Origin of the sequence: Corallococcus sp. RDP092CA (assembly GCF_041903675.1) — a bacterium.
In the GTDB taxonomy this organism is placed as follows: Bacteria; Myxococcota; Myxococcia; order Myxococcales; family Myxococcaceae; genus Corallococcus.
Genome location: NZ_JAYESI010000011.1, coordinates 58940 through 81077, shown reverse-complemented (window position 1 = coordinate 81077; position 22138 = coordinate 58940). Strand labels below are relative to the sequence as shown.

The window sequence follows — 22138 nt, the reverse complement described above, 5'->3', positions numbered from 1 at the left end:
CTCAGCAGGACGTGGTGACCTCCATGTCGAACGCACCTCCCCCCGCTCGCCGACGGCCTACGTCAGGTACGCCATCCTCCGGGACCGGACAGCGCGCGCCGGTCCGCCGGTCGACCGCCGGTGCGGCCGCGGCCGCGGCCCGCCCCGCGAAGCTCGTCGTCGTCGCCGGCCCCATGGAGGGCGAGGAGTTCGCGCTCTCCGAGCTCGAGTACACGGTGGGCCGCTCCACCGACAACCCCATCTGCATCCAGGACACGTCCGTCTCCCGCAAGCACGTGACGCTGCGCAAGGAGTCCGCTGGCTGGATGGTCAGTGACATGGGCTCCGGCAACGGCACCATCGTCAACGGCGAGCCCATCTCCGAGGAGACGCTGCTCGCCAACGGCGACATCATCACGCTGGGCGACTCGGAGCTGCGCTACGAGGACACCGCCAACAGCACCGCCAAGGTGCAGGCGCCCTCCAGCCCCCGTCCCCGGCCGTCCGCCTCGGGTGCCCGCGGTGCCGCGGCCGTGCCCGCGCGTCCCGCCCGTGAAGGCCGCGCGCGCCCGCAGACGTCGCGGGCCGCCGCCGCCGCGGAGCTCACGCCGGAGATGAAGCGCAAGCGCATGCGGATCAAGCTCGCGGGCGCCGCCGTGCTGGTGCTGCTCTTCGCGGGCCTGGGCGTCGCGCGCTCGCGCATGCGGCAGCAGCAGGAGGAGCAGGGCCGCATCGAGGCGGAGCAGCTCGAGTACCGCGCGCACCTGGGCGGCCTCTTCCAGGAGGCCAAGAACCTGGTGCGCGAGGGCCAGTGGGAGCAGGCCAAGGCGAAGCTGGAGGAGCTCCACGCGCAGGCGCCGGACTACCCCGGCGTGGCGGACTACCTGAAGGCCGCGGAGCGCGAGATTCCCAACCAGGGCCACCTGGCCACGGCCCAGGCGGCGCTGGAGAAGGGCGAGCTCGCCAACGCGAAGGCGTCCATCGAGAAGGTGAGCAGCGACACCCAGCTCTACGAGCAGCTGAAGGCGGCGCGCAAGAGCCTGATCGACGCCGCCGACAAGCGCACGAAGGAGGCCAAGGGCCTGCTGGACACCCGCGAGCTGGAGAAGGTGCAGCAGGCCAAGGCCATCACCGACGACGTGCTCGCGACCTTCCCCGAGCACCGCGACGGCAAGCTGGTCAATGACGAGGCCGCGCGCGTCGTCGCGGACCTGACCCGCCCGGACCCCGTGCGCGTGGCCTCGGCGCCCAAGCCGTGGGAGCCCGCGGTGGACCGCTTCCGCGATGGTGACATCACCGGCGCGGCGGCCATGCTCAACGCGTGCGCGGCCAAGACGCCGCAGTGCAAGCAGCTGATGGGGCAGGTGACGGAGTTCGGCAACCTCTACAAGAAGCTGGAGGACCTGGACGCCAAGGGCCTCACCCGGCTGCTCGCGCTGGACAAGGACATCACCGACGGGCGCGGCAGCAAGCTGGCGCGCACCGCGGGCACCCGCGCGGCGACCATCTATTACAAGAGCGCCGCGGGCGCGAAGGCCGCCGGCCAGTGGTCTCGCGCCATGGAGTTCGCCCGCCGCGCGCTCCAGGCGGACCCCGCGCACGCGGGCGCGGCCAACATCGTCAACGACCTCAAGGGCAAGGCGAAGGACCTGTACCTCCAGGCCTACTCCATCAAGGACTCCAGCCCGGAGGACGCGCTGCCCAAGTTCCGCGACGTCGTCGCGATGACGCCGCCGGACGACGAGCTGCACGGCAAGGCCCAGGGCTGGGTCGAGAAGCTGTCGCGATGAAGAAGCGCAAGGGGGCGCAGCCGCCCCCGGCCGACGAGCCGGGGCAGGGCGACCTGTTCGGCACGTCGCTCCTGCCGCCCCTGCGCCCCGCGCCTCCGAAGACCGCCGCGCCCCGGCCCCCCAAGGCGCCGCCGTCCGCGCCCGTGGCGGAGCTCGCCGCGCAGCCCCCGGCCGCCGCCGCCGCTCCGGCGCCCCCGGCCGTCATCGCCGCGCCGCCGCGCCCGGAGCGCACGGTGCTGTCGGTGGGCGAGCTCACCCGGCAGATCAAGCAGACGGTGGAGTCGCGCTTCCCGCGCGTGCTGGTGCGCGGCGAGGTGTCCAGCTTCCGGGGCGCCAACGCCCGCGGCCACTGGTACTTCACGCTCAAGGACTCGGACGCCTCCATCGACGCGAAGGTGTGGGCGTCCATGGCGGCGCGGATCCGCTTCGCCCTGCGCGACGGCATGGAGGTGCTGGCCGAGGGCAGCGTGGACCTGTACGAGCCGCAGGGCCGCTACAGCCTCATCGTGTCCCGGCTGGAGCCGGTGGGCGAGGGCGCGCTGGCGCTCGCGTTCGAGCAGCTCAAGCAGCGGCTGGCGGCGGAGGGGCTCATCGGCGACCGGCGCGTGCGGCCGCCCCGGCCCGTGCCGTTCCTGCCCCGGCGCATCGGCGTGGTCACCAGCCGCACCGGCGCGGCGCTCCAGGACTTCCTGCGCGTGCTGCACTCGCGCAACCCCCGGCTGGGCGTGCTGCTGGCGGACGCGCGCGTGCAGGGGGAGGGCTCCGCGGAGGACGTGGCGCGGGCCATCGAGCGGCTCGGGCGCACCGACGTGGACGTCATCGTCGTGACGCGCGGCGGAGGCTCCGTGGAGGACCTCTGGACGTTCAACGAGGAGCGGGTGGCGCGCGCCATCTTCGCCTCGCCCGTGCCGGTGGTGTCCGCCATCGGCCACGAAATCGACTTCACCATCTCCGACTTCGTCGCGGACCTGCGCGCGCCCACGCCCAGCGCGGCGGCGGAGCGGCTGGCGCCGGTGCTGGCGGACCTGGAGCTGACGCTGGCCACCCAGTCCGGGCGGCTGCGCCGGGCCATGGAGCGGCGGGTGCTGGAGCTGCGCGAGCGCCAGGGTCAGCTCCGCGCGCGGCTGCCGGACCCGCGCCGCGAGGTGAACCACCAGCGCCTGCACCTGTCCGAGCAGGTGGAGGCGATGATGCGCGTCATGCGCCCCCGGACGCGCGAGCACCGGGAGACGCTGCGCGCCCTCCAGGACCGGCTCCAGCGGGCGCGGCCCCAGACGCGGCTGTCGGAGCAGCGGGCCCACCTGCTGAAGCTGGCCATGCGCCTGACGGAGGCGGCGCGCGCGGGCGTCACCCGGAGGCGGGGCGCGCTGGCGGACGCGCGGCTGGGGCTGGAGCGGGCCTCGCCCACGGCGCGCGTGGCGGCCGAGCGGGCGAAGGTGGCCCAGGCGCGGGCGCGGCTCCTGGAATTGCAGCGGGGCATGCTGTCGTCCGCGCAGACCCACTTCGGACGGCTGGGGGGGCGCCTGGACGCCCTGAGCCCCCTGAAGGTGATGTCTCGCGGGTACGCGGTGACGTTCCGCCAGCGGGACGGCGTGGTGGTGCGCTCCATGTCGGACGTGGTGGTGGGGGACGTGCTGGGCATCAAGCTGGCGGCCCACGGGGCGAAAACGCTGGGCGGGTGTGAAGAAATCGAAGCGACCGTGACCCGCCTGAAAGGCCCGGTGGACTGCTAGCGGGCCACCCTCTACATTCCGCGCCCCGCTCGGGGAGGTGGATGGCCGTGGCGAAGTCGGACAAGAACCCCAAGGTGGAGCCCGCCCCGGAGCAGTACGGGGACGTGGTGTCGCGCCTGGAAGAGACGGTGGCGCGGCTGGAGAGCGGCGACCTGTCGCTCGAGGAGTCGCTCAAGGCGTTCGAGGAGGGCATCCGCCTCGTCCGCCGGGGCGAGAAGCTGCTCACGGAGGCCGAGCAGCGCATCGAACAGCTGCTGGTGGACGAGGACGGCCAGGACGTGGTCGCGCCGCTGGCGGTGGCGGCCCGGCCCGCTCCCCAGGCCGCCCCCCGGACGGCCGCGCCGTCGCGTCCGCCGCCGGAGGACGATGTCCCGTTCTAGTCACCAGGGGAAGGGCGGAGGCCGGGCATGTCGAAGCCGAAGATTACGATTGTCGATGACGACCGCGACACGCGTGAGCTGCTCGCCGAGGCCCTGGGGGCCGAGGGGTTCGAGGTCATGTCCGCGGCCAATGGCCTGCGGCTCGTGGCGTCGCTGGAGCTGCACCGGCCGCACGCCATCCTCCTGGACGTGAACATGTCCTGGATCAACGGCTTCGAGCTGTGCCAGGCCGTGAAGCAGAACAAGCAGTTCCGGGACATCCCCATCATCTTCATCAGCGGGCGGGGAGACCCGGAGGACAAGCGGCGCGGCATGGAGGTCGGCGCGGCCGACTACTTCGTGAAGCCGCTGGAGCTGGACGCGCTCGTCAAGCGCATCCGCGAACTCATCTCCGCCGACGTGGCGAAGGAGCCCTGACCCCGATGGCCGTCTTCAACCTGGATCCCTTCATGCGCATGCAGCAGGCGCGGGTGGAGGCGCTCCTGCTCGAACGCGCGGACCGCTGGGCCTCCGCGGGCACGCCGCCCCAGCTGGCGGAGTCCATGCGCTACTCGCTGCTCGCGGGCGGCAAGCGCCTGCGCCCCGTGCTGTGCCTGGCCTTCGCGGACGCGGTGGCGAGGGCGAGCACCGACGACGTCGTCGTGCTGGATGCGGCGTGCTCGCTGGAGTACGTGCACACCTATTCGCTGGTGCACGACGACCTGCCCGCGATGGACAACGACGACCTGCGCCGGGGCCGGCCCACGAACCACAAGGTCTACGGCGAGCCGGTGGCGCTGCTGGCCGGGGACGCGCTGCTCACGGAGGCCTTCACGCTGCTCGCCTCCGGTCCGGAGCCGGTGCGCGGCACCCTGTGCGCGGAGCTGGCGCGCGCGTCGGGCGCGGCGGGGATGGTGGGCGGGCAGGTGCTGGACATCGCGGCGGACCGGGCCCCGACGCTGGACTACCTCTTGCGGCTGCACCGGCTGAAGACGGGCGCGCTCATCCTCGCGGCGTGCCGGATGGGCGTCCAGGCGGCGGGCGGTGACGCGGCGGCGCTCGCGAGCGCGGTGACCTACGGCGAGGCCGTGGGCCTGGCCTTCCAGATCGCCGACGACGTGCTGGACGTGACGTCGAGCGCGGAGGCCATGGGCAAGCCGGTGGGCGCGGACGCGGAGGCCGGGCGCTTCACCTTCCCGGCGGTGGTGGGACTGGACGAGTCGCGCCGCATGGCCTCGGAGCTGGTGGCCCGCGCGCAGGCGGCGGTGCGCCCGCTGGAGGGCGAGGACGGTCCGCTGGCGGCGCTGGCGCGCTACTCGGTGGAGCGGAAGTCCTGATGGCGGACGTGCTGTCCGGCGTGGCGTCACCCGCGGACGTGCGCGCGCTCCCCGAGGACGCGCTGCCCGGCCTGTGCGAGGCGCTGCGCGAGGCCATCATCGCCACCTGCGGCCGCGTGGGGGGCCACCTGGGCGCGTCGCTGGGCGCGGTGGAGCTGGTGGTGGCCCTGCACCGCGTCTTCCACACGCCGCAGGACGCGCTCCTCTTCGACGTGGGGCACCAGGCCTACGCGCACAAGCTGCTCACCGGCCGGCGCGAGCGCATGCACACGCTGCGGCAGGCGGGCGGCATCGCGCCGTTCCTGGATCCGCGTGAGAGCCCGCACGACGCGCTGGCGGCGGGCCACGCGTGCACGGCCATCTCCGCGGCGCTGGGGCTGCTCTCCGGTCGCAGGCAGCTGGGCCACTCGGGCCACGTGGTGGCGGTGGTGGGCGACGGCGCGCTCACCGGAGGCCTGAGCTTCGAGGGGCTCAACAACGCGGGGGGCAGCCCGCTGCCGCTCGTGGTGGTGCTCAACGACAACCAGATGTCCATCAGCGCGAACGTGGGCGCCATCCCCGCGCTCCTGCGCACGCGCAACGCCCGCGCCTTCTTCGAGTCGCTGGGCTTCACCTACCTGGGCCCGGTGGACGGGCACGACCTGGGCGCCCTCACGCGCGCGCTGCGCGAGGCGAAGGCGTCGTCGCGTCCGGTGGTGGTGCACGCGCTGACCCGGAAGGGGCGCGGCTTTCCGCCCGCGGAGGCCGACGAGCAGACGCGCGGCCACGCGATGGGGCCCTACGAGTGGCGCGACGGCAAGCTGGTGCGCTCGCGCGGGGGACGGACCACGTTCAGCGAGGCCTTCGCCCACGCGCTGGGCGACGCGCTGGAGCGCGACCCGCGCGTGGTGGCCGTGACGCCCGCGATGCTGGAGGGCAGCGCGCTCACCGGCCTGAAGGCGCGCTTCCCGGACCGCGTGCACGACGTGGGCATCGCGGAGCAGCACGCGGTGACGTTCTGCGCGGGGCTGGCCGCGGCGGGGGCGAAGCCGGTGTGCGTCATCTACTCCACCTTCCTCCAGCGCGCGTACGACCAGGTGGTCCACGACGTGTGCCTGCCGGGGCTGCCCGTCGTCTTCGCGGTGGACCGGGCGGGGCTGGTGGGCGCGGACGGCGCCACGCACCAGGGCGCCTACGACGTGTCCTTCCTCCGGCCGCTGCCGGGCCTCACGCAGTGGGCGCCGGTGGTGGGGGAGGACCTGGCGCCCCTGCTCGCCACCGCGCTCCAGGCGCCCGGGCCCTCCGTGCTGCGCTTCCCGCGCGGCACGTTGCCGGAGGTCCCGCCGGAGCTGGCGTCCGCGTCGCCCGAAGTCCCCGTGACCGGCGCCCGCTGGCTGAAGCGCGCTCCCGGCTCGCGGCTCACGCTGGTGACGCTCGGGCCGCTGGGCCTCTCCGCGCTGGAGGCCGCGCGGTCCGAGCCGGACTGGAGCGTGCTGGACGCGCGCCGGGCGTGGCCGCTGGACGAGGCCGCGCTCCTGGAGGCCGCGGCGGGTGGGCACGTGGTGGTGGCGGAGGAGGGCACCACCCGGGGCGGCCTGGGCAGCGCGGTGCTGGAGCTGTACGCGGCGTCGGGCGTCTCCCCCCGGGTGACGCTCCTGGGCATGCCGGACGTGTTCCTGCCGCATGGGGACGCGCGGGTGCAGCGCGCGCAGCTGGGACTGGACGCGGCGGGACTGCGGCGCGCGGGTCGGGCGCTGCTCGGAGAGGAGCGCCGGTGAAGCCGAAGAAGGAGCGGCTGGACGTGCTGGTCGTGGAGCGCGGGCTCGCCGAGTCGCGCACCAAGGCCCAGGCGCTCATCCTCGCCGGCCAGGTGGTGGTGGCGGATCAGCGCGTGGACAAGCCGGGCTCGCTGGTCCCCGTGGACGCGGAGCTGCGCCTCAAGGGCGAGGTGCTGCCCTACGTGTCGCGCGGCGGCCTCAAGCTGAAGGCGGCCATGGACCGCTTCGGCCTGGACGTGACGGGCCGCGTGGGCGCGGACATCGGCGCCAGCACGGGGGGCTTCACCGACTGCCTGCTCCAGCACGGCGCGGTGCGGGTGCACGCCATCGACGTGGGCTATGGCCAGCTCCACGAGAAGCTGCGCGTCGACCCGCGCGTGCGCTCGCGCGAGCGCGTCAACGCGCGCTACCTCACGGACGAGGACCTGCCGGAGCAGGTGGGCGTGGTCGTCATCGACGTGAGCTTCATCTCGCTCACGCAGGTGCTGCCATCGGTGCTGCCGTTCCTCTCGCCGGGCGGCCTGCTCATCGCCCTGGTGAAGCCCCAGTTCGAGGTGGGGCCGGAGCGGGTGGGCAAGGGCGGCGTGGTGCGCGACCCGGAGGCGCGTCAGGACGCCATCGACACGGTGACGGCCTTCGTGCGCGAGCACGGCCTCACCGTGCGCGGGGTGATGGACTCGCCCGTGCCCGGGCCCGCCGGCAACGTGGAGGCGCTCCTCGTCGCCGACAGGCCCTGACGGCCGTCCGTCACGGCTTGACGGCGCGGTACTCGGGCAGCGTCAACGCCTGGACCAGGTTGTTGCCCACGCGCATCCACAGCCGCCCGCTGTCATCCACGGAGCAGGACAGGCTGCTGGAGACCTCGTAGCGGAACAGCTCGCCCTGTTCGGCGGAGTCCACCGCGACGATCTCCTGGGGCAGGGCGCCGGCCACGTTCGGGGCGTTGAGCAGGTAGAACTCCTTGCTCGTCGCGTGGCCCAGCTGGACCTGGGCGATGCGCAGCTGACCGGACGCGTCCACGGACGTGCCACCCTTGTTGGTGACCAGGCCGTTCGACGCATCCAGGAACCACACCCGCTGCGTGCCGATGGCTGCCAGCCGGGAGCCGGCGGCGAAGGGCAGGAGGAAGTTCATCGGCACCGGGAACGTGGTGCTGCTCCACTTGAAGGCGGCGCCCTCGCAGCCCTCCTGGTCCGTGGAGCAGGCCTGCACGCGCGACTGGTTGTTGGCGAGGAGGAACGCCACGTAGAGCGTGGACCCGTCCGGGCTGAAGGCGGTGACGGGCGGCTCGTCCAGCTCGCCGTTGTACGCGAGGATCTTCTTCTCCTGGACCGGTTGCAGCTCCTGGCTGGTGCCGTTCGCGTCGAGGTAGGCCACGATGATCTGCGGCACCGTGGAGAACTCCAGCTGCGCCACGTAGGGCACCAGCACCTGCTGGCCCTTCTCCAGCGGTGGGCTGATGGGGCCCAGCACCGCGCCCTTGTACGTCCACTGGAAGGTGCCGCCGGCGTTGGTGTGCTTGAGGCGGGACACCGTGTAGCGGTCGCGCACCAGCGCGTCGCCGTTGGCCATCACGGACAGGTTGACCAGGAAGTACGTGGGCGAGGTGCGGCCGCTGATGCCGAAGTTGGAGTCCACCGCCACGGCGCCCTCGCCGGGCGTCCACACCCAGCGCTTGCCGCTCTGGGAGTTGATGCTCGTGATGACGGTCTCCGCGCTGCACGGGATGCCCAGCGCCACCGAGTTGCGCACCACGCCCTCCGAGTCCACGCGGTAGAGCGTGCCGGAGCCCGTGGTGGGGTTGCCGCACCCGATGAAGGCCACGTTCGCGCCGCTGCCCTCGGCGATGAAGTAGTCCGTCACCACCTGGCCGTTGGGGTCCGGATCCTTGATGACCTTCGCCACCGGCAGGAACGTGGCCGCCTGCGGCTGGGACACGTTCGTCCGGCCGTCCGCGCACGTCGCCCGCGCGTTGAGCGACAGGCCCACGGCGAGGCCGCGGTCGTACTTGATTTCGTTCAACGCCAGCTCGAAGTCCATGGACCCGCTGGTGTAGGGCACGGTCTTCAGGAACGTGTCCCGGTCGTAGATGTCCACCCGCGACACGGCGTCGCACCCGGACACGATGACCCGCACCGTCAGCGACGGGGCCGCCGTGTTGGGCTGCGGCACGGTGAGGGTCACCGTCGGCGGGTCCAGGATGGGCGCCGGCTTCTCGCCACCACAGGCGGCGAACACGGAGGCGCAGAAGGTCAGCGTGGCCAGGAGGGCCCGCGGCGCGAACGGGCGCGAAGGAGCGAAGTGCATGGTTTCACACTCTACCGCGCTCCCTCGGGAAGCGGGCGGCGCCACCTCCCAGGGACCCCTCCGCCCGCGAAGCCTGATCGCGAAGTCCCCGGATACCTCCCCGCGCCTCCTGCCCGACCGCCCGGCTGCCGGCCATCCAGCGGGAATGGTGGGGGAAGAAAGTAACAGTTCGACTGTTTCCGCGGGGTTCCACTTCTTCAAGGGAGTGGGCAGGCGATTCCGGTCACCGGTCCGTCATGCGCGTGCGGGATTCCGGAGGAAGAATCCCGGTCCGGGGTATACGTCGCGCGCCTTTTCCCACCCCTCCCGCTTGAGGAGAGCCTCGTTCATCCGCTGGCCCGCGGACGGGTTAGACGGCATGATCCGGAATCGACCATGACCCCTTTCGCACCCAACGGGTTTCCGCGGCGTCGTTCCCTGTCTGGGCGGGGCGGAGGAGCGCCGTGAGGATCGAGATGTTGTCGTCGGAGCAGCGGGGGCGGGTGCTGGTGCTCGCGGCGAAGGCCGCGGGCGACGCCTTGGTGGAGCGGCTCACGGCGAGTGGCTATCAGTGCGCCTCCACCGAGCGGGAGACCGGGCTGGCGGAGATGGTGGATCAGCTCCAGCCGGAGGTGGTGCTCCTGGCGGTGACGGCCAAGCGGGCGGCGGAGCTGCTGGAGACGGTGCGCAAGACGGACAAGCTCCAGCGCCTGCCGGTGCTGGTGGATCAGGGCCGCGCGCGCTCGGCGGAGGCCTTCAAGCGCCTGGCGGTGGACGACTTCGTGCGCGGCGCGGACGAACTGGTGCCCCGGCTGGAGTCCGCCCTGCGCGCCTGGCGGCTGAAGGAGCGGGAGGAGCGCATCCGGATGCGGATGGGGATGCTGCTCGAGATCACCCAGGCGGCCACCAGCTCCCTGGAGCTGGAGGAGATCCTCCGCATCGCGGTGGAGAAGGTGGGGCAGGTGACGGGCACGGACCGCTGCTCCGTGGTGCTGGTGGAGGGCAGCCACGCGCGCACGGCCACGGTCGTCGCGACGCAGGAGGACCCCAGCCTCGTCCAGCTGGACATCGAGGTGGCGCGCTACCCGGAGCTGCGCCGCGCGCTGGAGACGCGGCAGCCCGTCCTGATCGAAGAGGCGCAGCGCGACCCGCTGATGGCGGAGGTGCGCACGTCGCTGCTGCCGCAGGGCGTGAAGTCCATCCTGGTGCAGCCGCTCATCTGCCAGGACGACCTGCTCGGCGCGCTCTTCCTGCGCGTGTCCAGGGGCGAGGCGTCCATCGGGCGCGACGAGCAGGAGTTCGCGGAGGCCGTGGCGGGCGTGCTCGCCAACTCCATCCGCAACGCGCGCCTGCACACGGCGGTGAAGAAGAAGCGCGAGGACCTGGAGCTGGCGTACGTGGAGCGCTACCGCGAGCTCAACGACGCGAACCGCCGCCTGAAGGAGCTCAACCGCCTCAAGGATGAGATCATCGCGGTGTGCAGCCACGACCTGCGCGCGCCGCTCCAGGTGCTCCTGGGGCACGGCCGGCTCCTGTTGGAGGGGCCGCTGGAGGCGCAGCAGAAGCAGTCCGCGGAGGCGATGATCCGCCAGGGCCGGAAGATCCTCACCCTGGTCGAGTCGCTGCTGGAGAAGGGCAAGGGCGAGGCGGCGCGCCTCTCCATCGAGCCCCGCGTGCTGGACGTGGCGCAGCTGTGCCGCGACGCCGTGGCGGAGCTGGAGATCCTGGCGGCGGAGAAGGCCGTGTCGCTGCGCTCCGAGTGCCCGGACAGCCTGATGCTGATCGGCGACGAGGTGAAGCTGCACGAGGTGCTGCAGAACCTCATCAGCAACGCCATCCAGCACGCCGCGGACCCGGGCGTGGTGGTGGTGCGCACGCAGCGGCTGTCGCGGCCGGACGGCGACGCGGTGCGGGTGATGGTGAGCGACAACGGCGTGGGCATCCCGCCGGACGAGCTGCACCTCGTCTTCGACCGCTACCGCCACGGGCCCAAGGGCACGGGGCTGGGGCTGGCCATCTGCAAGGAGTTCGTGGAGCTGCACGGCGGTGAGATCTGGGCGGAGAGCCCCGCCGATGGCGGCTGCACCTTCGTCTTCACGCTGCCCCTGGCGCAGGAGGCCGCGCGCAACCCCCGGCCGCAGCCGGCGCCCGGCGCCGCGCCCGAGCAGCCGCGCGTGCTGGTGGTGGAGGACGAGCCCGAGATCGCCGCGGTGCTGTCGGAGGTGCTGCGCTCGAAGTACCGCGTGGAGGTGGCGCGCGACGGCGCGGAGGGCCTGGCGAAGGCGAGAGCGTCCCGGCCGGACCTGGTGGTCATGGACGTGTTCCTGCCCAAGCTGGACGGCCTGGACGCGGCCATGGCGCTCAAGTCCTCGTCGGACACGGCGCACATCCCGGTCATCCTGCTGTCCGCCCACCAGGGCGTGGCCGACAAGGTCCGCGCGCTCAACCTGGGCGCGGTGGACTACATGGCCAAGCCCTTCAACGCGGTGGAGCTGCTCAACCGCACCGAGCGCGCGCTCAAGCTGCGCCAGGGGGAGAAGGACCCGCAGGACAAGACGACCTCGCTCCAGCGGCGCACCGGCAGCGACCCGGCGACGGGCCTGCACGACCGCCGCGGCCTGCTCCTGCGGCTGGAGCAGGAGGTGGCCCGCAGCCGGCGCTACCACCGCGCCCTCACGCTGGCGGTGCTGCGCCCGGACCGCGAGCTGGACGTCATGCCGCCCAACATGGCCGAGGTGATGCGCAAGCGCGTGCGCCACCCGGACGCCATCGCCCACCTGGGGCTGGGCGTCTTCGCGGTGGTGCTGCCCGAGTGCAACGCGGACGCGGCGCGCACGGTCATCAACCGCCTGATGCCGGACGTGGAGAAGGTGACCTCCATCGAGTACCGGGCCGCCATGGCGGACGTCAGCCAGGACAGCGATCCGGTGGAGAAGCTGCTGGAGAAGCTGGGGGCGCCCCCGCCGGAGGTCCACTAGCCCCCCGTGCGTCCGCTCCCGCTCCTCAGCCGTGCCGCCGTGGTGTGCCTGGCGCTGGCCGCCGGAGGCGCGGGCGCCGCGCCCGCGAGGAAGGCCCCGCACGTCGACCGCGAGGCGATGCGCGAGGCCATGGACGCCAGCGAGCGGGACGACGAGCCGTCCGCGTCGTCCGCCAGCTACGCGCACTACCTCGAGTCGCGCCTGCTGCACCTGGAGGGCAACCACCGGGGCTCGGTGGACGAGCTGCGGCTGGCGCTCGTCACCGACGACGGCAACCCGACGCTCCTCACCCAGCTGGGCGAGGAGTACGCGCGCCTGGGCGACCTGGCCCGCGCCGAGCGCGAGCTGCGCCGGGCCGTGGAGCGGGCCCCCACGCACTACGCCGCCCACGTGCTCCTGGGCCGGGTGCTGCTGGAGTCCGGCCGCACGGCGCGCGCGAGACAGCACCTGCGCCGCGCGGTGGCCCTGCGCCCCCGCGAGCCGGAGGCGTACCTGGTCCTGTCCCAGCTGTACCTGGACGCCAGGAAGCCGGAGGAGGCGGTGAAGGTGGTGGAGGCGCTGGCCCACGCGCTGCCGGGAGAGGCCTCCGGCTACCGGCGGTTGGGGCTGGTCCTCGCCGAGCGCGGCGACGCGGCCCGCGCCGAGCGCCTGCTCGTGAAGGCCACCGAGCGCGACCCGGGCGACGTGGAGGTGTGGTCCACGCTGGCCCGGCTCTACGAGGACTCCGGCCGGCCCAAGGAGGCGGAGGACGCGCTGGCCCGCGCGCTGGAGGCGGATCCGGACAGCCGCGAGGTGCTCCTGTCCGCGGGCCGCGCCGCGCTGAAGGGCGGGTCGGTGACGCGGGCTCGGGCGTACTTCGACCGGCTGCTGTCGCTGTCCGCGTCGCCGGAGCTGGCCGTGCGGGTGGCCTTCAGCTACCTGGCCGCCGGGGCGCCGGACGCCGCGAAGGAGGTGCTGGACGCCGCGCGCAAGGACGCGCCGGACGAGCCCCGGCTGGCCTACTACTCGGGCCTCGTCGCGGAGCGCACGCGCCACTTCTCCGTCGCCGCCCGGGACTTCGCGCTCGTGCCCGCGGACTCGGAGGTGTTCCCGGACGCCCGCCTTCGCCAGGGGCGCTGCCTGTCGCTGGCGGGAGACCACGCGCGCGCGCTGGCGCTCTACGGCGCCGCCCTGGCGGAGGCGCCCGAGGACGTGGAGGTGCGCGTCGGCTACGCGCGGGCGCTGGAGCGGAGCGGGGACGCGGCGAAGGCGGAAGGGGTGCTGCGCCAGGCGTTGGCGGGGGAGGGGGCGGTGCTCGCGTACGACGCGCTGGCGTCCCTGCTGGAGCGCCAGGGCCGGGCACAGGACGCGCTCTCGCTGCTGCGGGACGCCGTCGCCCGGACCCCGAAGGACCAGGACCTGCAGTTCGCCCTGGGCGTCCTCCTGGAGCGCCAGGGCGACGTGGCCGGGGCGCTCTCGCGCATGCGGGCGGTGCTCGCGCTGAAGCCGGACCACGCCGCGGCGATGAACTTCATGGGGTACGTGCTGGCGCAGCGGGGCCGGGACCTGGACGAGGCGGAGCGGCTGGTGCGCCGCGCGCTGGCGCTCCGGCCCGACAGCGCGGCCTACGTGGACTCGCTCGGGTGGGTGCACTACCAGCGCGGCGACGTGAAGAAGGCCGTGGAGGTCCTGGAGCGCGCGGTGGACCTGTCCCCGGACGAGCCCCCCATCCTGGAGCACCTGGGGGACGCCTACCTCAAGGCCGGCCGCGCCCCGGAGGCCGCCCGGGTCTGGACGCGCGCGCTGGAGGTGCTGGCGCTGGATCCGGAGGCCGCCGAGCCCGCCGATCAGCGCGTCACCCTGGAGCGCAAGTTGAAGGCGCTACCCTCGACCGCGCCGGGCCGCTAAGGTCCAGGCCTCATGGCCCGTCACGACGAAGGCTTCTTCAGCGGCAAGGACAACACCCGGCTGTTCTGGACGTTGGACATGCCGGACTCCGCCCCCCGCGCGCATGTCGCCATCGTCCACGGCTACGGCGACCACATCGGCCGCTACCGGCCCGTCATCGACGCGCTGGTGCAGGACGGCTTCGCGGTGCACGGCTTCGACTACCGCGGCCACGGCCGCGCGGACGGCCGCCGCGCCTACGCCAGCAGGTGGACCGACTTCCTCGACGACCTGGACGGCTTCTGGCAGCGCGTGCGCAAGGCCGCGGGCACGGAGAAGATCTTCCTCCTCGCCCACAGCCACGGCGGCCTGATGGCCGCGCACGCCCTGACCGGGAGGCTGGAGGGCCTCTCCGGCGCCATCCTCTCCGCGCCCTACCTCAAGCTGGCCATCTCCCCGCCGGCCGCGAAGGTGCTCGCCGCGCGCATGGTGGGCACCCTGGTGCCCTGGATGAAGGTCCCCTCGGGCCTGGCGCCGGACATGCTCAGCACCGACCCGGACATCCAGAAGGCGGTCGAGGCGGACCCGTTGTACGTGCCCTTCGCCACGCCCCGTTGGTTCGTGGAGTCCACGGCCGCCCAGGCGCAGACGCTCTCGCTGGCGCCGAAGATTCAAGTCCCGCTGTTCGTGCTGTGCGGCCAGGAGGACGGGGTGGCGCTGCCGGCGGCGGCGCGGGCCTTCTTCGAGGCGGCGGGGACGGCGGACAAGAAGTTCAAGGAGTACCCCGGCATGCGGCACGAGCCGCTCAACGAGCGGGACCGCGCGACGGTGTTCCAGGACATCTCCGGCTGGATCTCCGCGCATCTCTGACATAATCAGGTCGCCCCGCTCCCGACGGAGCAGGCGCTGGCGAGGATCACCTCATGGCACAGGGTGAAACGGGCATCATTGGCAAGGGCATCGTCATCAGGGGCAACCTCACGGGCGGAGGGGACCTGGTCATCGAGGGGCGCGTGGAGGGGCAGATCGCCCTGAAGAACCACCTCACCATCGAGGGGACCGGCAAGGTGCAGGCGGACATCCGCGCCGAGGAGCTGACCATCAACGGCGAGGCGAGCGGCAACATCGACGCCTCCACGCGCGTGGCCATCAACGCCTCGGCGAAGGTGGCGGGCGACATCAAGGCCCCGCGGGTCATCATCGAGGACGGCGCCGTGTTCAACGGCTCCATCGAGATGGACGTGAAGTTGCCGGACGACATCTAGCATCCACCGGGGACCGACCCACGGTCCCCCAGGCGCACAGCTTCGAGAGGGCGGACAACACTCATGGCGAATACGATCATTGGTTCGAGCATCGTCATCGATGGGGAGATCTCCGGTGACGAGGACCTGGTCATCCAGGGCACCGTGAAGGGGAAGATCTCCCTCAAGGAGAGCCTCTACGTGGAGGGCTCGGGCGTCGTCGAGGCGGACATCGAGACGCAGAACGTGGAGATCGCCGGCCGCGTGACGGGCAACATCGCCGCCAGCGACAAGGTGGAGCTGAAGACGGACTGCCGCGTGGTGGGCGACATCAAGGCCCCGCGCATCCTCATCGCCGACGGTGCCTCCTTCAAGGGCAACGTCGACATGGACATGAAGGAGCGCTGATCCGTGGCGACCGCGAAGGAGCTTGCAGGCAACGCCGTCGATAACACCGTGGTGGGGCCCTCCATCCTCATCAGCGGTCGGCTCACGGGTGACGAGGACCTCACGGTCCGCGGGCGCGTCGAGGGTGAGCTCACCCTCAGCCGCACCCTCATCGTGGAGCCGTCCGGCGTGGTGAAGGCGAACGTGGCGGTGAAGAACGCCATCGTCAGCGGCGTGGTGGTGGGCAACATCAACGCTACCGAGAGCGTGGAGCTCACCCGCGAGGGCCGCATGGTGGGCGACATCCGCGCCCCGCGCGTCATCATCGTGGACGGCGCCAGCTTCCGAGGCCGCGTGGACATGGGCGACGTGGAGCCGGGCCGTCTGCCGTCCGAGCGCCCCGCCGTGGCCCGTCCCCAGGCGGTGACGCGTCCCACGGTGCGCCCGGGGGCCACCCCGCCGCGTCCTCCGACGCCGCCGGCCGCCCCGACGCGCGCCGCCCCGACGCCGCCCCCGCCTCCCGCGCGCACGCCGCCCGCGACGACGGCGCCGGCCACCGTCGTGGCGCGTCCGTCCGCCAAGCCGCTGCCGCCCCCGCCGCCCGCGGCGGCCGCACCCCGGGCTCCGGAGCCTCCGCGGCCGGCGTCCACTGAGCAGGCGAGCAGTGCTGGCGCGCCTGTTCCCCGCGTGATGGGTGCTGGCGCGAAGAAGAAGGTCGTGGTGAAGAAGTCCCGCTAGATGCCGCCCGCCGCGCCGTCGTTTCCGGCGGCGCGGGGGTGGAACCACCGGGGGTGCCACCATGGACGCCGAGCACAGGGCCGAGGGAGAGGAAGGGATGCCGGGCACGCCGGGGGAGAACGCGACGCCGCCCCAGCAGGACGGCGCGGCCGACGCGTCCCCGCCGAAGCACGGCGAGGGTGTGGGCGGGGACGTGACGCCGGAAGGCGCCGCCCAGGCCGCGGCGGGTGGGGCCCAGTCGGACCTGCCCGGCGAGGGCACCGCGAGCGGGGCCGACGCCGCCGCTGCGCCCGAAGCGCGCACGGAGGGCGCAGCTCCCGGTCCGGACGGCGCACCAACGGGCGCGGAGGCGTCCTCGACGGGCGCGGAGACGTCACCGACGGGCTCAGAGGTGTCTCCGACGGATGGGGAGACGTCCTCGGCGGGCGCAGAGGCGTCTCCGACGGATGGGGAGACGTCATCGACCAGCGCGGAGGCATCCTCGACGGGCGCAGAGGCATCCTCGACGGGCGCAGAGGCGTCCTCGACGGGTGTGGAGACGTCACCGGCGGGGACGGAAGCCACGTCAGGGCCCGGCCGCTACGTGGAGCTGTCCTCGGGGGAGCGCGTCCAGGACGCCTCCGGCACGGGCAGCGACGGGGGCGGCGAGGCGAGGGACGTGCTGGCGGAGCCGCCTTCCGGGCCGGTGTCGGGCGCGGACGCCGCGCTGCTGAGCGCCGGCATCTGGGACGTGGCGAGCCGCGCGAGCCAGGAGGCCGCGGGCGCGGAATCGGAGCAGGGCTCCAACGATGAAGCGGCGCCCCCGGAAGGGGAGCCCCACGCGGAGGCCATCGTGCCGCGCGTGATGGGACAGGTGACGGCGATGGTGTTGCCGCTGGAGCGACTGGACGAGGACACCACCTTCCGCCTGCGGGACGAGGGCGACGTGTCCGAGCTGGCCACGGACCTGGCGCGACTGGGCCAGCTGTTCCCGGTGGACGTGCGCCCGCGCGGTGAGGACCGCTACCAGCTCATCTGCGGCTTCCGCCGCGTGGCGGCGCTGCGCTTCCTCAAGCGCGACCAGGTCCAGGTGCGCGTGCACGAGGAGCTGTCGGACGAGGACGCGCTCCTCTTGTCCCTGGCGGAGGCCATCCACGCCTCGCCGGTGGAGCACGACGTGCTGGCGGCCAAGCGCGAGTCGCTGGAGGCCGAGGGGCGGCTGACGGCGCCGGTGCGCGACATGCTGGAGAAGGCGCTCGCCACCGAGGAGACGCTGGCGCCGGAAGGGGTCGAGGAGGAGGTCGACGCGGACGAGCTGGCGGCGGACGTCGTGCAGCGCATCGGCGCCCTCAACCAGGACCTCTCGCTGCTCGCGGACGTGTTCGCCGCGCTGGATGAAGCGCGCAGGGCGGAGTTGCTGATGCAGCTGCGCTACTCGGCGCAGCTGGTGGTGTACCTGGAGGGTCTGTAGGCCATGGCGGAAACGCTCGAACGCGACCGCGCCCGGCTCCTGGCGGTGCTCACGCAGCGCTCCTTCGAGCGGCGGCGCGTGGTGCTGTCCTCCGGCAAGGAGTCGGACTTCTACATCGACTGCAAGCGCACGGCGCTGCTCGCCGAGGGCCACTACCTCATCGGCCGGCTGCTGCTGGAGGCCATCCGGCGCGACGCTCCGTCCGCGGTGGCCGCGGGCGGGCTGACGCTGGGCGCGGATCCGCTCGCGTCGGCGGTGAGCCTCACCAGCTTCCTGGAGGGCGGCGGCCTGAAGCCCCTGCACGCGTTCATCGTGCGCAAGGAGCCCAAGGGCCACGGCACCGGCCAGTGGATTGAGGGGCTGTCCGCGCTGGGCCCCGGCGCCCCGGTGGCCATCGTGGAGGACGTCGTCACGACGGGCGCGTCCACGCTCAAGGCCATCGAGCGCGCGAAGCTGGAGGGCCTGACGGTGCTGGGCGCCTTCGCGCTGGTGGACCGGCTGGAGGGGGGGCGCGAGGCCGTGGAGGCCGCCGGCCACCGCCTCACCACGCTGTTCACGCGCAAGGACTTCATCCCGTGAGAAGGCTGCTGGTGGCCGCGGTGCTGCTGGGCGTGCTGGGCGGCTGCTCCACCACGCCCCCCGTCGTCGGGGAGCCCGCGCCCACGCTGGATGATCCGAAGCAGGAGGCCGCCTACCTCGCGGTGTTGGATCGGTACTCGGACCGCAAGGAGATCTACGACGGCTTCGACACGCGCGTCTTCGCGGGGGCCACGCTCCAGACGCCCGCCTTCCGCGAGGCCCGGGTCCACCGCCGCGCCATCTTCCAGACGCTGCCCGCCGCGAAGGTGGAGCAGCTCCTGGCGGAGGAGCAGGCGGATGCGGCGAAGTTCCACGAGTTCTTCCTGGCGGTGCACGTCAACGACTACCGCTACGACGACTTCGCCCACCGCAACAGCATCTGGCGGCTCGCGCTGGTGACGCCCGCGGGCGAGATCACGCCCCTGGAGATCCGCCGCCTGGGCCGGTCGGACCTCAACGTGCGCGCCTACTACCCCTACGCCAGCCTCTTCTGGGTGGGCTACCGCGTGCGCTTCCCCAAGACGTTCTCGGACGGCCAGCCCGTCATCCCCGAAGGCACGGAGGAGGTGGTGTTCCGCGTCGCCTCGTCGCTGGGGAACGTGGCGCTGAAGGTCCACGCGCGCTGACGCGGGGCGGCCGCGGGCCTTCAGGTCTGCTGGCCATCCTTCAGCCACTTCGACGTGAGCGGCATGGTGGGCCCCGCGAGCAGGCGGTCCAGGAGCGCGTCCGGCGAGGCGCTCACCGCGAAGGGCATGCCCTGCGGCTCCGGGACGAAGCCCGCCTCCACCATCTGCCTCGCCATCGCGAGCAGCGGCTGGAAGAAGCCGTCCACGTCCAGCAGGCCCATGGGCTTGCGGTGCAGGCCCAGCTGCGCCCAGGTGACGATCTCGAAGAGCTCATCCAGCGTGCCGAAGCCGCCGGGCAGGGCGAGGAAGGCGTCCGCGCGCTCGGCCATCAGCGCCTTGCGCGAGTGCATGGAGTCCACCCGGTGCAGCTCCGTCAGCCGCGGGTGGGCCAGCTCCTTCGCGTCCATGAAGTGGGGCAGCACGCCCACGGCCTTGCCGCCGTTGGCGAGCACCGCGTCCGCCACCGCGCCCATCAGCCCCACGCTGGCGCCGCCATAGACGAGCGCCAGCCCCCGCTTCGCCAGCGCGGCCCCCATCCTGGTGGCGGCCTCGCGGTACTCGGCGCGCGCGCCGGAGCGCGAACCACAGAAGACGCAGACGCTGCGCACGGTGGCTTCAGCCATCGTCAAAGGCCTCCAAGGCGCCCGGGATGGGCGGCGACCACGGCCAGCACCGCGGCGATGAACAGCAGGACGGGGATGGCGCGCGCGTAGAACTTCGGCCCCTGGCGCAGCGCCATGCCGCACGGGAGGCCGAAGAGGAAGCCGCCCAGGTGCCCCGACCAGCTCACCCCGGGCAGCAGGCTGATGACCGCCACCTGCAACAGCCAGAACATCAGCTCCCGGCGGCCCTGCTGGTTGAAGATGGGCAGCATCGCGCCGCCCCAGCCCAGGATCATTCCGGACGCGCCCACCGTCACGGTGTCGAAGTTGAAGAAGAGCGCGAACGCGGAGCCGCCCAGCGCCGTGACGAGCGACAGCGCCAGGAACCGCGCGCTGCCGATGCCCCGCTCCAGCGACGCGCCCATCGAGTACACGGCGAGCATGTTGAAGAGCAGGTGCATCGGGCCGCCGTGCTCGAACACCATGCCCAACAGGCGCCAGTACTCACCCGCCTGGACCCACGGCCCGTAGAGCGCCAGCGGCCCCACGACTCCGTAGTTCGTCCTGCCGATGATGAGCGGCCGGCCCAGTGACGGGCTGAGGAAGAACATCACCACCGCGCCCGCGATGATGGCGAAGCACACGTAGGGCGTGGGCAGCCGCGTCCGGGGCTGCTGGGGGCCCGGCGGCGGCCCGTCCCCATCCCGGGGGCCCGGCGCGGCGCCCCGCGCGTCATCCATCCCGGAGGGACCGGGGAGGTCATCCAGCATGCGGCGTGGGCGGGACATGGTCGCTCACAGCTCCCGTGAGAGGACGGTGTCGCGCGTCCCCTGGTGCTCGTCCGTGTGGGGGTAGTCCAGGGTGTAGTGCAGGCCCCGGCTCTCCTTGCGGCGGCTCGCGCAGTCCACGATGAGGTGCGCCACCTCCGCGATGTTGCGCAGCTCGATGACGTCGCGGGTGACCTTGAAGCGCCAGTAGTAGTCGCGGATCTCCTCGCGCAGCAGCTCCAGCCGCCGCCGCGCGCGCATCAGCCGCTTGTCCGTGCGGACGATGCCCACGTAGTTCCACATCAGCCGGCGGATCTCATCCCAGTTGTGGGTGACGACCACGCTCTCGTCGGAGTCCACCGCGCTGCCGGAGTCCCAGGCCGGCGGATCCTCCTTCGGCAGGGACAGCGAGGACAGCTCCTCCGCCGCCACCCGCACCGCGCGGTGGCCGAACACCAGGCCCTCCAGCAGCGAGTTGGACGCGAGCCGGTTGGCGCCGTGCAGGCCCGTGCAGGACACCTCGCCAATGGCGTAGAGGCCCGGGATGTTGGTGCGCCCGTCCAGGTCCGTCACCACGCCGCCGCACTGGTAGTGGGCCGCGGGCACCACCGGGATGGGCTGCACCGCCATGTCGATGTTGAACGCCTTGCAGGTGGCGTAGATGTTGGGGAAGCGCTCCGTGAGGTACGCGCGGCCCAGGTGCGTCATGTCCAGGTAGACGCAGTCGTTGCCCGTGCGCTTGAGCTCCGCGTCGATGGCGCGCGCCACCACGTCGCGCGGGGCCAGGTCCCGCATGGGGTGGTAGCGCTCCATGAACGTCTGGCCGCCCTTGAGCCGCAGCTTGCCGCCCTCGCCGCGCAGGGCCTCGCTGATGAGGAAGCTCTTGGCCTCCGGGTGGAAGAGGCACGTGGGGTGGAACTGGTAGAACTCCATGTTCGCCACGCGCGCGCCCGCGCGGTACGCCATGGCCACGCCGTCGCCCGTGGCGACGTCCGGGTTGGAGGTGTAGAGGTACACCTTGCCCGCGCCGCCCGTGGCCAGCACCGTCACCTTGGAGAGGAAGCGCTCGATGGAGCCGTCCTCGATCAGCGCGTACACGCCCAGGCACCGGCTGCCGGCCGGAGTGTGCGGACGCCGGTCCAGGATGAGGTCGATGGCGGCGGTGTTCTGGAAGAAGGTGATGTTGGGCTGCTCGTCGCACGCGGCCAGCAGCGCGCGCTGCACCTCGCGGCCGGTGATGTCGCCCGCGTGGATGATCCGGCGGGCCGAGTGGCCGCCCTCGCGCGTGAGGTCGAACTCGCCGCCGCGCTGGTCGAACGCCGCGCCCAGCGCCACCAGCTCCTTGAGGCGCGTGGGCCCCTCGCGCACCGTCACCTCCACCGCGTCGCGGTGGCACAGGCCCGCGCCCGCGACGAGCGTGTCCTGGATGTGCGCGTCGAACGTGTCCGTGGGGGACAGGACCCCGGCGATGCCCCCTTGTGCGTAGGCCGTGTTGCCTTCACCACGCTCGCGCTTGGTGAGGACCGCGACCGTGCCGTGCTGGGCCGCCTGCAGGGCGAACGACAGGCCCGCAACGCCGCCGCCCATGACCAGGAAATCGAACCGATGGGGCATGGTCGACAGCCTTAATGGCGGTAAGTGCCGGAAACAAGGCGTTTTC

At 72.9% G+C, this 22138-nt stretch carries 20 protein-coding genes; 16 read left to right on the top strand and 4 right to left on the bottom strand.

What is annotated here, in order from left to right:
* Positions 1-23: 23 nt before the first annotated feature.
* The 7 genes from U8525_RS14505 to U8525_RS14475 are packed head-to-tail and all read left to right on the top strand — an operon-like array spanning position 24 to position 7692.
* Positions 24-1769 carry an FHA domain-containing protein gene (locus U8525_RS14505; RefSeq protein WP_374265909.1) on the top strand — a complete coding sequence of 582 codons (1746 nt, stop codon included), beginning with the start codon at positions 24-26 and terminating at the stop codon, positions 1767-1769.
* Positions 1766-3502 carry an exodeoxyribonuclease VII large subunit gene (xseA, locus tag U8525_RS14500; RefSeq protein ID WP_374265906.1) on the top strand — a complete coding sequence of 579 codons (1737 nt, stop codon included), beginning with the start codon at positions 1766-1768 and terminating at the stop codon, positions 3500-3502. Before U8525_RS14505 ends, xseA begins: the two co-directional genes overlap by 4 nt.
* A gap of 41 nt (positions 3503-3543) precedes the next feature.
* Positions 3544-3882, top strand: coding sequence for an exodeoxyribonuclease VII small subunit (gene xseB / locus U8525_RS14495; protein ID WP_374265904.1), 339 nt, complete (start codon positions 3544-3546; stop codon positions 3880-3882).
* Positions 3883-3909: 27 nt separating this feature from the next.
* On the top strand, positions 3910-4299 hold the full coding sequence (locus tag U8525_RS14490) for a PleD family two-component system response regulator (protein ID WP_374265902.1): 390 nt from the start codon (positions 3910-3912) through the stop codon (positions 4297-4299).
* 5 nt (positions 4300-4304) lie between these two features.
* On the top strand, positions 4305-5198 hold the full coding sequence (locus U8525_RS14485) for a polyprenyl synthetase family protein (RefSeq protein WP_374265900.1): 894 nt from the start codon (positions 4305-4307) through the stop codon (positions 5196-5198).
* A complete protein-coding gene (locus U8525_RS14480; protein ID WP_374265897.1) occupies positions 5198-6955 on the top strand; it encodes a 1-deoxy-D-xylulose-5-phosphate synthase in 1758 nt (585 codons plus the stop codon). The genes U8525_RS14485 and U8525_RS14480 overlap by 1 nt, the downstream gene beginning before the upstream one ends.
* Complete coding sequence (locus U8525_RS14475; protein ID WP_374265895.1) at positions 6952-7692, top strand: TlyA family RNA methyltransferase; 741 nt, start codon at positions 6952-6954, stop codon at positions 7690-7692. Before U8525_RS14480 ends, U8525_RS14475 begins: the two co-directional genes overlap by 4 nt.
* 10 nt (positions 7693-7702) lie before the next feature.
* Here the strand turns inward: U8525_RS14475 and U8525_RS14470 are convergent, their stop codons facing one another.
* Positions 7703-9262, bottom strand: a complete 1560-nt coding sequence (locus U8525_RS14470) for a hypothetical protein (RefSeq protein ID WP_374265893.1) — start codon at positions 9260-9262, stop codon at positions 7703-7705.
* 458 nt (positions 9263-9720) lie between these two features.
* Here U8525_RS14470 and U8525_RS14465 point away from each other — a divergent pair, with 458 nt between their 5' ends.
* The 9 genes from U8525_RS14465 to U8525_RS14425 all read left to right on the top strand — a co-directional run bounded on the left by U8525_RS14465 (position 9721) and on the right by U8525_RS14425 (position 19109).
* The gene (locus U8525_RS14465; protein ID WP_374266140.1) at positions 9721-12219 is read left to right on the top strand and encodes an ATP-binding protein; all 2499 of its coding nucleotides are present in this window, start codon (positions 9721-9723) and stop codon (positions 12217-12219) included.
* Positions 12220-12225: 6 nt separating this feature from the next.
* Complete coding sequence (locus U8525_RS14460; protein WP_374265891.1) at positions 12226-14106, top strand: tetratricopeptide repeat protein; 1881 nt, start codon at positions 12226-12228, stop codon at positions 14104-14106.
* Between the two features lie 12 nt (positions 14107-14118).
* The gene (locus tag U8525_RS14455; RefSeq protein WP_374265889.1) at positions 14119-14955 is read left to right on the top strand and encodes a lysophospholipase; all 837 of its coding nucleotides are present in this window, start codon (positions 14119-14121) and stop codon (positions 14953-14955) included.
* Between the two features lie 53 nt (positions 14956-15008).
* Positions 15009-15350 carry a bactofilin BacN gene (gene bacN, locus U8525_RS14450; RefSeq protein ID WP_014397642.1) on the top strand — a complete coding sequence of 114 codons (342 nt, stop codon included), beginning with the start codon at positions 15009-15011 and terminating at the stop codon, positions 15348-15350.
* Between the two features lie 63 nt (positions 15351-15413).
* Positions 15414-15737: a polymer-forming cytoskeletal protein gene (locus U8525_RS14445; RefSeq protein WP_120565586.1), complete on the top strand. Its 324-nt coding sequence runs from the start codon at positions 15414-15416 to the stop codon at positions 15735-15737.
* 3 nt (positions 15738-15740) lie between these two features.
* Positions 15741-16454: a polymer-forming cytoskeletal protein gene (locus U8525_RS14440; RefSeq protein ID WP_374265886.1), complete on the top strand. Its 714-nt coding sequence runs from the start codon at positions 15741-15743 to the stop codon at positions 16452-16454.
* A 61-nt stretch (positions 16455-16515) separates the two neighbouring features.
* The gene (locus U8525_RS14435) at positions 16516-17904 is read left to right on the top strand and encodes a ParB N-terminal domain-containing protein (RefSeq protein ID WP_374265884.1); all 1389 of its coding nucleotides are present in this window, start codon (positions 16516-16518) and stop codon (positions 17902-17904) included.
* Between the two features lie 3 nt (positions 17905-17907).
* The gene (gene pyrE / locus U8525_RS14430) at positions 17908-18483 is read left to right on the top strand and encodes an orotate phosphoribosyltransferase (RefSeq protein ID WP_374265882.1); all 576 of its coding nucleotides are present in this window, start codon (positions 17908-17910) and stop codon (positions 18481-18483) included.
* The gene (locus tag U8525_RS14425; RefSeq protein WP_374265880.1) at positions 18480-19109 is read left to right on the top strand and encodes a hypothetical protein; all 630 of its coding nucleotides are present in this window, start codon (positions 18480-18482) and stop codon (positions 19107-19109) included. Before pyrE ends, U8525_RS14425 begins: the two co-directional genes overlap by 4 nt.
* Positions 19110-19129: 20 nt before the next feature.
* On the opposite strand, the gene U8525_RS14420 is transcribed toward U8525_RS14425, so the two are convergent.
* The 3 genes from U8525_RS14420 to nadB are packed head-to-tail and all read right to left on the bottom strand — an operon-like array spanning position 19130 to position 22092.
* The gene (locus U8525_RS14420; protein WP_374265878.1) at positions 19130-19732 is read right to left on the bottom strand and encodes a TIGR00730 family Rossman fold protein; all 603 of its coding nucleotides are present in this window, start codon (positions 19730-19732) and stop codon (positions 19130-19132) included.
* Positions 19733-19734: 2 nt separating this feature from the next.
* Positions 19735-20499, bottom strand: coding sequence for a rhomboid family intramembrane serine protease (locus U8525_RS14415; RefSeq protein ID WP_374265876.1), 765 nt, complete (start codon positions 20497-20499; stop codon positions 19735-19737).
* Between the two features lie 6 nt (positions 20500-20505).
* Positions 20506-22092 (bottom strand): L-aspartate oxidase, encoded by a 1587-nt coding sequence (gene nadB / locus U8525_RS14410; RefSeq protein ID WP_374265874.1) that lies wholly within the window; start codon positions 22090-22092, stop codon positions 20506-20508.
* Between the last annotated feature and the right edge of the window lie 46 nt (positions 22093-22138).

Bases quoted from the DNA above. Each gene is read 5' to 3' on its own strand.
- nadB (WP_374265874.1), bottom strand. From the start codon at position 22,092: ATGCCCCATCGGTTCGATTTCCTGGTCATGGGCGGCGGCGTTGCGGGC.
- U8525_RS14455 (WP_374265889.1), top strand. From the start codon at position 14,119: ATGGCCCGTCACGACGAAGGCTTCTTCAGCGGCAAGGACAACACCCGG.
- U8525_RS14445 (WP_120565586.1), top strand. From the start codon at position 15,414: ATGGCGAATACGATCATTGGTTCGAGCATCGTCATCGATGGGGAGATC.
- pyrE (WP_374265882.1), top strand. From the start codon at position 17,908: ATGGCGGAAACGCTCGAACGCGACCGCGCCCGGCTCCTGGCGGTGCTC.
- U8525_RS14505 (WP_374265909.1), top strand. From the start codon at position 24: ATGTCGAACGCACCTCCCCCCGCTCGCCGACGGCCTACGTCAGGTACG.
- xseB (WP_374265904.1), top strand. From the start codon at position 3,544: ATGGCCGTGGCGAAGTCGGACAAGAACCCCAAGGTGGAGCCCGCCCCG.
- U8525_RS14420 (WP_374265878.1), bottom strand. From the start codon at position 19,732: ATGGCTGAAGCCACCGTGCGCAGCGTCTGCGTCTTCTGTGGTTCGCGC.
- U8525_RS14415 (WP_374265876.1), bottom strand. From the start codon at position 20,499: ATGTCCCGCCCACGCCGCATGCTGGATGACCTCCCCGGTCCCTCCGGG.
- U8525_RS14470 (WP_374265893.1), bottom strand. From the start codon at position 9,262: ATGCACTTCGCTCCTTCGCGCCCGTTCGCGCCGCGGGCCCTCCTGGCC.
- U8525_RS14485 (WP_374265900.1), top strand. From the start codon at position 4,305: ATGGCCGTCTTCAACCTGGATCCCTTCATGCGCATGCAGCAGGCGCGG.
- U8525_RS14490 (WP_374265902.1), top strand. From the start codon at position 3,910: ATGTCGAAGCCGAAGATTACGATTGTCGATGACGACCGCGACACGCGT.
- bacN (WP_014397642.1), top strand. From the start codon at position 15,009: ATGGCACAGGGTGAAACGGGCATCATTGGCAAGGGCATCGTCATCAGG.
- U8525_RS14435 (WP_374265884.1), top strand. From the start codon at position 16,516: ATGGACGCCGAGCACAGGGCCGAGGGAGAGGAAGGGATGCCGGGCACG.
- xseA (WP_374265906.1), top strand. From the start codon at position 1,766: ATGAAGAAGCGCAAGGGGGCGCAGCCGCCCCCGGCCGACGAGCCGGGG.
- U8525_RS14480 (WP_374265897.1), top strand. From the start codon at position 5,198: ATGGCGGACGTGCTGTCCGGCGTGGCGTCACCCGCGGACGTGCGCGCG.